Genomic DNA, 9,989 nt, shown 5'->3' on the forward strand with positions numbered 1-9,989 from the left:
CGACCTCGCGAGAAACACGTCCAGTAACATCCAGTCCACCGAACCTTGCCCCGCCCCCGACGTCGGATCCTTCATCCGCTCCACGAAGAGATCCCTGCGTGAAAAACTACCTCGTGCGCAAGTACCGCCTGGTCCTCAAGACCTTCAACTACATCGGCTGGTCGCTGCTGTGGCTGCTGGTGTGGGACATCCTGGTCACCATCGACTTCATGCTGTTCTTCAACAGCAAGTTCAGCCTGCCGCTGATCCCGCTGACGCTATTGGGTTCGGCGCTGGTGGTGCTGGTGAGCTTTCGCAACAGCAGTGCCTACAACCGCTGGTGGGAGGCGCGCACGCTGTGGGGGGCGATGGTGAACAGTTCACGCAGCTTTGCGCGGCAGGTGCTGACGCTGGTAGACGATCCAGATGACGGGCTCAACCCGGTCAAGGCGACCTTGCTGCGTCGGCATGTGGCCTATGTGAACTGCCTGGCAGCGAACCTGAAGAACGAGCCGTGCCCGCCGGAGCTGATGGCGTTCATCCCGCATCACGAGTTCGAGCGGCGCAATGGTTCGAACAACTTCGCCAACGACATCCTCGCCGGCTCCGCCGCCTTGCTGGCACGCGAATACAAGGCCGGGCGGCTGGACAGCATTCGCCTGGCGCGGCTGGAGTCGACGCTGGTGGACCTGTCCAACGCCCAGGGCGGGATGGAGCGGATCGCCAATACGCCACTGCCCTACCCTTACGTGTATTTTCCGCGATTGTTCATCACGCTGTTCTGCGTGATCGTGCCGATCGGGCTGGTGGAGTCGCTGGAGTGGTTCACGCCGCTGGCTTCGACGGTGGTGGGCTTCATGCTGCTGGCGATCGAGCGGATCGGCACCGACCTGCAGAGCCCGTTTCGACGCAGCGAGCACCAGATTCCGATGGACACGATCTGCGAGGCCATCGAACGGAACCTGGAGTCGATGCAGCGCGAGGCGCAGTGTGGGGAATGGGTGGACTGAAACAGCCCTCTTCATCTACGCCCGCACATAGCGCTGGCGCAGCACATCGCTGAAGGCATCCACCAGCAACACCAGCGCCAGCATGCCGATGATCACCGTGCTGGCCTGGGCTTCCTGGAACAGGCTGAGGGTGGTGTAGAGCATCTGCCCCAACCCGCCCGCACCAACGAAGCCCAGCACACTGGCCATGCGGATATTGTTCTCCCAGCGATACAGGCTGTAGGCCAGCAACTGCGGCCACAGATTGGGCAAGGTGCCGAAGCAGAACGCTGCGACCTGGCTGCCGCCCTGCAAGCGGATCGCCGCCGCCGGCTCTGCGGGCGCGTTCTCCAGCGCCTCGGCGAACAGGCGCCCCAGCACGCCTGCCGTGTGCAGCGCCAGGGCCAGGGTGCCAGCATTGGGCCCGAGCCCGGCTGCCAGCACGGTCAAGGCCGCCCACACCAGCTCAGGGATAGCCCGCAGGGCATTGAGCAGCAAGCGCGCCGCCCCCTGCAGCGGCCAGCCGAAGCGCCCGGCCGCGGGCAATGCCAGCAGCAGGCCAAGCACCATCGCCAGCAAGGTGCCCAGCCCCGACATCGCCAGGGTTTCCAATGCACCACGGCCCACGGCACGCAGATGCTCGGGGGACAGGTCGGGGCTCAGGAAGCGCGAGGCGTACTCGCCCATCTGCGCCAATCCACCATTGCCGACGACGGCCGCAAGGTCGAGTTCCAGGTAGGCGAACGACGCCACCACCGCCGCGACGATGGCGACGATCACCAGCAGGTTGATCGCCCGGTTCATGCCAGCCTCCCACGCAACACGCGGCTCAACACATCGGCCAGGGTCACCAGTACGAGAAACGCCAGCAGCATGCTCGCCACCTCGGCGCCAGCGAACATGCGCATCGACAGGTCGATCTGCTGCCCCAGCCCGCCAGCACCGACAAAGCCCATCACCACCGAAGCCCGCACCGCGCATTCCCAGCGATAGACCGTGTAGGACACCACCTCCGCCGCCGCCACCGGCAGGATGCCATAGCAGAACGCACTCAGCCGTCCGCTGCCAGCCTGCATCAAGGCGTGGGCCGGGCGCTGGTCCACCGACTCGAAAATCTCGGCATAGACCTTGCCAAGCATGCCGCTGTAGGTGATGGCGATGGCCAGTACCCCCGCCGTCGGTCCCAGCCCCACGGCGCGCACGAACAACAACGCCCAGACGATCTCCGGCACGCTGCGCAGGAACACCAGCATGCCGCGTACCGGCATGCGCACCAGCCGCGACCAAGGCCCGGGGCGACCCGCGCGGGATGCCGCCCTCAACGACAATGCCCGGCTGCCCAGCAGGCTGGCGGGGATGGCCAGCAGCAATGCCAGGGTCATGCCGGCAGTGGCCACGGCAAGCGTCTGCAGGGTGGCCTCGAACAGCAACGCCAGAAAGTCCCGGTCATGGGCCGGTGGCCAGAAGGCGCCAACGAAGCTTGCCATCTGTTGACGGTTCTCGGCCTGCAACAGCACCCCGGGGTCGAGTTCGCTCAACTGCACGCCCGGCCACAACAGGGCCAGGCACAACAGCGTCAGCAACAGGCGTGGCAACGCCGCAGGGTCGCGGGCATCGGTCTTCAGCATCGCGGGATCTGCACCGTCAGCGTCGGCCCCACGGTCGTTGGCGACGCCAGTTGCTCATTGGCGTAGAGGGCGTCGAGCAAGGCATCGGTCACCGCCACTGCCGGGCAATCGAACACCACGCGCCCTTCGCGGATGCCAATCACCCGGGGGAAATGCGCGAGCGCCAGCTCCACGGCATGCAGGCTGGCGACCAGTGTCACGCCATGGGTTTGCGCGTGGCGATTGAGCAGGGCCAGACTGTGATCAGCCAGCACCGGGTCCATCGCCGAGACGGGTTCGTCGGCCAGCAGTACTTCAGGTTGTTGATACAGCGCCCGGGCGATACCCACCCTTTGCAACTGGCCACCGGACAACTGCCCGCACTGCACGAACAGCTTGTCGGCCAGCCCCAACTCCGCCAGCACCTGTCGCGCGCCCGGCACATCGCTGGGGTGCAGCAGATTGAGCAGGCCGCGCAAGGTGCCCCACTGGCCAAGGCGCCCGGCCAGGACGGCGGTGACCACCCGCTGGCGCGGCGGCAGCGGCGGCGCCTGGTGCACCAGCGCGACCCGCGCCCGCAGGCGCTGCCGCGCCCCCGCCGACAATGCCCAGGGCTGTGCGCCAAGCACCTCCAGGTGCCCGGCGCCGGGCTGCACGGCCGTGGCCATCAGGTGCAGCAGGCTGGACTTGCCCGCTCCCGATGGCCCGATCACCGCCACCCGCTCGCCCTTGTCGATGCGCAGGCTCACGTCTTCGAGGGCGCGTACCTGACCATGCCGAAGCCCTGCCGCGTGCAGTTGAATACTCACTTGAGCAAGCCGGCCTCACGGGCAGCCTGTTCGGTGCCGGCGTAGTTTTCGGGTTTGGTTTCGATGAAGCGGCTGGCCGCTTGCAGGTCGAGGATCGCCTTGTGCTCAGGCTTGGCCGGGTCGAGGGCGAGGAAGGCTTGCTTGATCTTGTCTTTCAGGGCCGGGTCCATGTTGCCGCGCACGGTCCAGTTGTAATCGTAGTAGGTCGGCGTGGTGGCAAACACCTTCACCTTGCTGGTGTCGACCTTGCCCGCATCGACCAGCTTCTGCCAGACGCTGGCGTTGAGCACGCCGGCATCGACCTTGCCCGCCTGAACCCAGGCCACGGTGGCGTCGTGTGCACCGGAATAGGCGACCCGACTGAAGTAGTCTTCAGGCTTGATGTTGTCTTGCTTGAGCATGAAATAGCGCGGCATCAAGCTGCCGGACGTCGAGGAGATCGAACCGAAGGCAAAAGTCTTGCCCTTCAGGTCGGCCAGGCTCTTCACGTCCGGGTTGGCGGTGATGAACTTGCTGGTGAACTGCGCATCCTGCTCACGCTGCACCAGCGGAGTGGCGGTCGGATCCTTCAGGTGCACCTGGACGAAGGTGAAGCCCCCCAGCCAGGCCAGGTCCAGGCGATTGCTGGCCAGCGACTCGACCACCGCCGGGTAGTCGGCGACCGGTACGAACTGCACCTTCATGCCCAGTTGCTGCTCGAGGTATTCACCCAGCGGCTTGAACTTGCGCAGCAGTTCGGTCGGCGCTTCGTCGGGAATAGCGCTGACCCGCAAAGTGTCGGCGGCCTGTGCGATGACGGCGCAGCAGGACAGCATGAGGCCGGCGGCGAGCGCCAAGGGGCGTTTGAGCATGGGAGTTCTCCGGTTCAATAGCGGGGAAAGTGCCGGCGACGCACCGACTGCGGGAATTATAAGAGCCGATGGCGCAAAGGCCAGCTTTGCTACAATCGCGCAACAATTGGACCCCGAGGTGCCTAATGAGCGAGCCGATTCGTCTGACCCAGTACAGCCACGGCGCAGGCTGTGGCTGCAAGATCTCCCCCAAGGTGCTGGATGTGATCCTTGCCGAAAGCGGCAGCCAGGCGCTGGACCCCAAGCTCTGGGTCGGCAACGCCTCGCGTGACGACGCTGCCGTGTACGCCCTGGACGACGAGCGCGGGGTGGTCTCGACCACCGACTTCTTCATGCCCATCGTCGACGATCCGTACGACTTCGGCCGTATCGCCGCGACCAACGCCATCAGCGACATCTACGCCATGGGTGGCGACCCGCTGATGGCCATCGCCATCCTCGGCTGGCCAGTCAACGTGTTGCCGCCTGAGGTTGCCCGCGAGGTGATCCGTGGTGGCCGTGCGGTCTGCGCCGAAGCGGGCATTCCACTGGCCGGCGGCCACTCCATCGATGCGCCCGAGCCGATCTTCGGCCTCGCGGTGACCGGCGTGGTCGGCAAGCGCAATCTCAAGCGCAACGACACCGCGACCGTCGGCTGCACGCTGTACCTGACCAAGCCACTGGGTATCGGCATCCTCACCACCGCCGAGAAAAAGTCCAAGCTGCGTGAGCAGGACCAGGGCCTTGCGCGGGACTGGATGTGCACCCTGAACACACCCGGCAGCCGCTTCGGCAAGCTCGACGGGGTCAAGGCGATGACCGACGTGACCGGCTTCGGCCTGCTCGGCCATCTGGTCGAAGTCGCCGAAGGCAGCGGCCTGACCGCGCGCCTGCAGTTCGAGGCAGTACCGCGCCTGCCGGGTGTGGATCACTACCTGGCCGAGGGCTGCATTCCCGGCGGTACGCTGCGCAACCACGACAGCTATGGCCACAAGATCGGCACCCTGAGCGATGAGCAGAAGCACCTGCTGTGCGACCCGCAGACCAGTGGTGGCCTGCTGGTAGCCGTGAGTCCCGAGGGTGAGGCGGAGTTTCTGGGGGTCGCCGCTGAACTGGGCCTGGACCTGTCGCCGATCGGCACACTGGTCGAGCGACAGACCTACGCAGTCGAGGTGATTTGATGCGCCCCGACTGCACTGACTTCAAACAGCTGTTCCTCGACGATGCGCCGATGATGGACATGCGTGCACCGGTCGAGTTTGCCAAGGGTGCCTTCCCCAGCGCCATCAACCTGCCGCTGATGAACGACCAGGAGCGGCAGAAGGTTGGCACCTGCTACAAGCATCAGGGCCAAAGCGCAGCCATCGCCCTGGGCCACCAACTGGTCAGCGGCGCGGTCAAGCAGGCGCGCCTGGAAGCCTGGGCCGCATTCGCCCAGGCCAACCCCCAAGGGTATCTGTACTGTTTTCGTGGCGGCCTGCGCTCGCAGATCGTCCAGGGCTGGCTGAAAGACGTGGGCATCGACTATCCGCGGGTCAAAGGCGGCTACAAGGCCCTGCGGACCTTCCTGATGGACACCACCCAACAGGCAGTCGAGCAATGCGACTTCGTGCTGCTGGGCGGCCTGACCGGCACCGGCAAGACCGACGTGCTGCTGCAACTGGACAACGTGCTCGACCTCGAAGGCCACGCCAACCACCGCGGTTCGAGCTTCGGCAAGCGCGCCACCGCGCAACCGGCACCGATCGACTTCGAGAACCGCCTGGCCATCGATGTGCTCAAGAAGCGCGCGCGGGGCGTGCAGCAGTTCGTGCTGGAGGACGAGGGGCGGATGGTCGGCAGCTGCTCGGTGCCGCTGGCGCTGTACCAAGGCATGCAGCAGTATCCGCTGGTGTGGCTGGAAGACAGTTTTGCCCATCGCGTCGAGCGCATCCTGCGCGACTACGTGATCAACCTGTGTGCCGAATTCGTTGCCCTGCATGGCGAAGAGGATGGGCGCCGCCTGTTTGCCGAGCGCCTGCGTCAGAGCATGGGCAATATCCACAAGCGTCTGGGGGGCGAACGCTTCCAGCGGCTGTATGCGCTGCTGGAGCAGGCGCTGCAGGTGCAGTTGCACAGCGGTGAGGTGGATCTGCACCGAGGCTGGATCGAGGGTCTGCTCAACGAGTACTACGACCCGATGTATGCGTACCAGCGTGAGGCGAAGTCGGGCAGGATCGAGTTTGCCGGCGATGCGGTCGAGGTGCGGGAGTACCTGAAAGCACGGGCGCTGCGTCGGCGCTGATTGCCTCGCGGGGCATGGCACCGACTCTGCCGGTGCGATACCTGTAGGAGCAACTGTCTTGCTCAAAATCTAAAGGCCAGCCCACCCCCCTGTGGGAGCGGGCTTGTCGGGGCGCCGAACCGCCGCGAACACGGGCGTAGCCCGTGCCAGGCAGCGCGTTGTATTTTTCGCGGGCAAGCCCGCTCCTACAGGGTTCGAGACCATTCACTGCCCAGGGCTGAGAATCCGCTCCAGCTCCGCGGCGCGCTCGCGGGTCATGTCCAGTACGCACATGCCGCCTTCGAGTTGCGCCAGGGTCCCGCCGCTGGCCTGCACGTGGAACTTGCAGTTCTTGTCGCGGAAGCTGATCCAGTCGCGCTGCACTTCGCGCAGGCTTTTCTGCTGCGGCGCCTCGAGCTTGCCGAGCAACTGCTTGTAGACCCGGTTGAGGCGATCATCCTGCAACTTGGTTTCATCCTTGATGCAGGCACTCATCGCAACGGTGCTGGAGGCGTTGTCCATGCATTGGGTATAGGCGGGGGAGTTCTCGTCGGCCTGTGCCTGCGAGGCGAATACCAGCGCGGCAACGACGGCTGCCAGGGAATGCTTGAACATCGAAGAGAACCCTCTGATCGGAAAGATTGCCAGCCTAGCAGCAAGTACGCCGCAAGGCCCCTGTAACCCTGTGAAATCGGACCCGTCCTACGCAGGTGAATGCCAGCCCTGGCAGTGGCGATGGATCAGCTCGCGCAACCACTGATGCCCAGCATCGCCCTCGCGCCGGGCATGCCAGGCCTGGGCAAAGCTGAACGCGCTGATCGGCAGCGGCGGCTCGAAGACCCGCAGGGCCTTGTCTGGCGGGCTTGCTGCCAGACTGCGCCGGGCCACGGTCAGCACCAGGTCGGTCCCGGCCAGCACGGTCTGGGCCACGCCCCAATGCGGCAGAGTAAGGGCAATGCGCCGACGGACACCAAGAGCCTTGAGTGCCTGGTCGATCTCGTTGTCGATGCCAGGACGTACCGCCACCAGTACATGCGGGCGCGCCAGCCAGGTGTCCAGAGTCAGGCCGCCACGTGCTGGCAGGCTGCTGCGATCGGCCACACAGACAAACGACTCCTCGAACAAGCCCTGCTCATGGACCTCCGAGGGCAACTCGGGAAACACCCCCAGGGCAAGATCCACTTCGCCATCGATCAACTGCCCGAGCATCGCCTCGCGGCTGCCCTGGGAGATGACCAGATCGATCTGCGGTGCCACGCTACGCAACTCGCGCATCAGCGCAGGGAGGACCACCTGGGCGCCGTAGTCGGACATCGCCAGGCGAAAGGTGCGGCGCGCCTTGCCCGGCTCGAACCCCGGGCTGCCCAGCAGCCCGTCGAGCTGCGCCAGCGCCTGCTGCAGCGGATCGCGCAGGGCCTGGGCGCGAGGGCTCAGTACCAGGCGGGCGCCACGGCGTACCAGCAGCGGGTCGGCGAAGATGTCGCGCAGTTGCGCCAAGGCATGGCTCACCGCCGGCTGGCTGCGGTGCAGTCGGATAGCTGCGCGGGACACGTGCTGCTCGCTGAGCAGGGCATGCAGCGTCAACAGCAGGTTGAGGTCGATGCGACGCAAATCATCCATTTGACGAATAAAGCCTGTGCAGAATTCGAATTTCCATCATTTAAGCGCATACAAGAGACTGGGCCAAGGTTATCCACAGGAGCTCACGCCATGCCCAACGTCTTTGCCTTGTCCGCCATCCTGCCCTTGCTCGTCGCCCTGCTCGCCGGAGCGGCGGTGCCTTTTCAGGCCGGCAGCAATGCTGCATTGGGGCGCTTGCTCGGGCACCCGTTGTGGGCGGCGGGGGTTTCGCTGCTGGTCAGCCTGATGATGCTGGTGCCAGCGCTGCTGTTGATGCGCGCGCCCATGCCACAGCTGCAGAACCTGGCCCAGGCACCCTGGTGGGCCTGGCTGGGGGGCGTCGCCGGGGTGATCTACATCACCGCCGCGTTGGTGCTGACGCCACGCCTGGGCGCGGCGGGGTTCATCGTCTGCGTGATCGCTGGGCAGGTGCTGTCGTCGTTGCTGATCGACCAGTTCGGCTTGATGGGCCTGCCGGAGAAACCCGTGAACCTGCCACGGCTGCTGGGGGTGGCGATGATCGTCGGGGGCATGCTGGTGGTGCAGTGGGGCACGGCGCGCAGCGCCTGAGGCCAGGGCTCTACAAGCTTTGTGCACGCTCGGGCGGCATCAGCACCTGATCCACCTCGAAGCGCAGCGAGGGCATCTGCGTTGCGGCATACAGCATCACCCCGAGCGCCGCGATCAGGGCCACGTCCAGCCAGTGCCAACCTGGCATGTCGTCGGCCTTGCGGGCCTTCCAGCACCACCAGGCCTGGCCCGCGCAGAAGGTCAGGATCGACAGCGACCACAGGTAGAACCCGGCACCGAAACCTGTGACATCGTGGAACGCGTAGCTGCGGTTGTCGGGTAGCCGCTCGAGGCCAAGGCTGCTTGCGGCCAGGTACAGCGCCAGCAGACCGAACAGCAGCGACAGTCGCCGCAAGCGCCGATGGCTCAGGACCGCCAGCGCCATCAGGGGGTTGGCGAACCACTGGTACAGCTCGAATGCCACGCCCCAGGGGCCGTAGAGCAGCATCTGCAAAGCGGGCATGTGCCGCCCGGCCCCCATCAGGACGCCGTCGAAACACAGGCCAAGCAGGTAAAGCAGCAGGCTGATACTGAGGTAGTAGGCTGGCAACCGAAGCTCCATCGGATCGGGCGAAACCCCGACCTTACCGCACCCGCGCCTCAGGCGACAGGCGGTTCCAGCAACAGCCCGTAAATCCCCGAGTCGGACAGCTCGCCCGCCACGCACCAGCGGGCGCGCAGCGTGCCTTCGAGGACGAAGCCCTGGCGCTCCAGGGTGCGCGCCGAGCCTTGGTTGCGCGGGTCGATCTCCGCCTCCAGGCGGCGCATGTGCAGGGTGTGGGCCAGATAGTCGATGAAGCAGGTCAGCGCCTCGTCCATGTAACCCCGACCTTGCACGGCCTTGGCCAGGCAGTAGCCGATCTCGCCGCGACGCGAATCGTCATCGAGATTGAACAACTGGACCATGCCGATCAGCTCGCCGTTGTCGCGCCGGTACATGCCGAGCTTGAGCAGGGTGCCGGCGGCATAGGCTTCACGGTCGGCGGCCAGGGCGCTTTCGGCCTCGGCCAGTTCTTGCCAGGGGGCATGGTGCCAAAAACGCATGACCTCCGGGTCGGCCATGATCGCCAGCCACTGCGCCGCATCGCCATGACGCATGGGGCGCAGTTGCAGGCGCGGGCTGTCCAGGCACAGGTCGCTGGGGAAACTGCGGGGGTGGGTCACGCAGGGACTCCTGTCCGACTTTGGGAAGATGACAGTCTAGCGTCAGCGGCGTGATGAAAGTAAGTCGAGGTGGCGGTGAAGGCTCCGTCACGTAGCAAGCCCGCGCCCACAGGTCTTGTGGCGCGGGCTTGTTATGTAACGGGGCTGCAGAACAGCCC

At 65.6% G+C, this 9,989-nt stretch carries 12 protein-coding genes; 4 read left to right on the forward strand and 8 right to left on the reverse strand.

The genetic code is table 11. The features are described from left to right. Positions 1-98: 98 nt before the first annotated feature. Entirely contained in the window at positions 99-989 is an 891-nt protein-coding gene (locus AC2CGW_RS04975; protein ID WP_186721554.1) for a bestrophin family protein, read from the forward strand. 15 nt (positions 990-1,004) lie between these two features. Here the strand turns inward: AC2CGW_RS04975 and phnE are convergent, their stop codons facing one another. The 4 genes from phnE to AC2CGW_RS04995 are packed head-to-tail and all read right to left on the reverse strand — an operon-like array spanning position 1,005 to position 4,235. Then, complete coding sequence (gene phnE / locus AC2CGW_RS04980; protein WP_186668272.1) at positions 1,005-1,772, reverse strand: phosphonate ABC transporter, permease protein PhnE; 768 nt, start codon at positions 1,770-1,772, stop codon at positions 1,005-1,007. Further along, positions 1,769-2,596: a PhnE/PtxC family ABC transporter permease gene (locus AC2CGW_RS04985; RefSeq protein WP_186708070.1), complete on the reverse strand. Its 828-nt coding sequence runs from the start codon at positions 2,594-2,596 to the stop codon at positions 1,769-1,771. The genes phnE and AC2CGW_RS04985 overlap by 4 nt, the downstream gene beginning before the upstream one ends. Then, positions 2,590-3,384: a phosphonate ABC transporter ATP-binding protein gene (locus tag AC2CGW_RS04990; RefSeq protein WP_484573612.1), complete on the reverse strand. Its 795-nt coding sequence runs from the start codon at positions 3,382-3,384 to the stop codon at positions 2,590-2,592. Before AC2CGW_RS04990 ends, AC2CGW_RS04985 begins: the two co-directional genes overlap by 7 nt. Further along, the gene (locus AC2CGW_RS04995; RefSeq protein WP_186668279.1) at positions 3,381-4,235 is read right to left on the reverse strand and encodes a putative selenate ABC transporter substrate-binding protein; all 855 of its coding nucleotides are present in this window, start codon (positions 4,233-4,235) and stop codon (positions 3,381-3,383) included. The genes AC2CGW_RS04990 and AC2CGW_RS04995 overlap by 4 nt, the downstream gene beginning before the upstream one ends. A gap of 125 nt (positions 4,236-4,360) precedes the next feature. Here AC2CGW_RS04995 and selD point away from each other — a divergent pair, with 125 nt between their 5' ends. Together selD and mnmH are read left to right on the forward strand one after the other, a co-directional pair. Beyond that, positions 4,361-5,395: a selenide, water dikinase SelD gene (gene selD / locus AC2CGW_RS05000; RefSeq protein ID WP_288377041.1), complete on the forward strand. Its 1,035-nt coding sequence runs from the start codon at positions 4,361-4,363 to the stop codon at positions 5,393-5,395. Beyond that, positions 5,395-6,498 (forward strand): tRNA 2-selenouridine(34) synthase MnmH, encoded by a 1,104-nt coding sequence (gene mnmH, locus AC2CGW_RS05005; protein WP_484573613.1) that lies wholly within the window; start codon positions 5,395-5,397, stop codon positions 6,496-6,498. The genes selD and mnmH overlap by 1 nt, the downstream gene beginning before the upstream one ends. A 204-nt stretch (positions 6,499-6,702) precedes the next feature. On the opposite strand, the gene AC2CGW_RS05010 is transcribed toward mnmH, so the two are convergent. Both AC2CGW_RS05010 and AC2CGW_RS05015 read right to left on the reverse strand, forming a co-directional pair. Beyond that, a complete protein-coding gene (locus tag AC2CGW_RS05010) occupies positions 6,703-7,092 on the reverse strand; it encodes a lysozyme inhibitor LprI family protein (RefSeq protein WP_186708077.1) in 390 nt (129 codons plus the stop codon). Between the two features lie 87 nt (positions 7,093-7,179). Then, positions 7,180-8,097: a LysR family transcriptional regulator gene (locus AC2CGW_RS05015; RefSeq protein WP_186708079.1), complete on the reverse strand. Its 918-nt coding sequence runs from the start codon at positions 8,095-8,097 to the stop codon at positions 7,180-7,182. Positions 8,098-8,187: 90 nt separating this feature from the next. Between AC2CGW_RS05015 and AC2CGW_RS05020 the strand changes: the two genes are divergently transcribed. Beyond that, positions 8,188-8,667 carry a DMT family transporter gene (locus AC2CGW_RS05020; RefSeq protein WP_186668290.1) on the forward strand — a complete coding sequence of 160 codons (480 nt, stop codon included), beginning with the start codon at positions 8,188-8,190 and terminating at the stop codon, positions 8,665-8,667. A 10-nt stretch (positions 8,668-8,677) separates the two neighbouring features. Here AC2CGW_RS05020 and AC2CGW_RS05025 read toward each other — a convergent pair whose 3' ends face one another. After that, positions 8,678-9,217 (reverse strand): hypothetical protein, encoded by a 540-nt coding sequence (locus AC2CGW_RS05025; protein WP_484573614.1) that lies wholly within the window; start codon positions 9,215-9,217, stop codon positions 8,678-8,680. A 50-nt stretch (positions 9,218-9,267) separates the two neighbouring features. Further along, complete coding sequence (locus AC2CGW_RS05030) at positions 9,268-9,831, reverse strand: GNAT family N-acetyltransferase (protein WP_186668294.1); 564 nt, start codon at positions 9,829-9,831, stop codon at positions 9,268-9,270. Between the last annotated feature and the right edge of the window lie 158 nt (positions 9,832-9,989).

The sequence above is a fragment of the Pseudomonas sp. SYWMCR5 genome (assembly GCF_057197165.1).

Bases quoted from the DNA above. Each gene is read 5' to 3' on its own strand.
- phnE (WP_186668272.1), bottom strand. From the start codon at position 1,772: ATGAACCGGGCGATCAACCTGCTGGTGATCGTCGCCATCGTCGCGGCG.
- AC2CGW_RS04985 (WP_186708070.1), bottom strand. From the start codon at position 2,596: ATGCTGAAGACCGATGCCCGCGACCCTGCGGCGTTGCCACGCCTGTTG.
- AC2CGW_RS04995 (WP_186668279.1), bottom strand. From the start codon at position 4,235: ATGCTCAAACGCCCCTTGGCGCTCGCCGCCGGCCTCATGCTGTCCTGC.
- selD (WP_288377041.1), top strand. From the start codon at position 4,361: ATGAGCGAGCCGATTCGTCTGACCCAGTACAGCCACGGCGCAGGCTGT.
- mnmH (WP_484573613.1), top strand. From the start codon at position 5,395: ATGCGCCCCGACTGCACTGACTTCAAACAGCTGTTCCTCGACGATGCG.
- AC2CGW_RS05010 (WP_186708077.1), bottom strand. From the start codon at position 7,092: ATGTTCAAGCATTCCCTGGCAGCCGTCGTTGCCGCGCTGGTATTCGCC.
- AC2CGW_RS05015 (WP_186708079.1), bottom strand. From the start codon at position 8,097: ATGGATGATTTGCGTCGCATCGACCTCAACCTGCTGTTGACGCTGCAT.
- AC2CGW_RS05020 (WP_186668290.1), top strand. From the start codon at position 8,188: ATGCCCAACGTCTTTGCCTTGTCCGCCATCCTGCCCTTGCTCGTCGCC.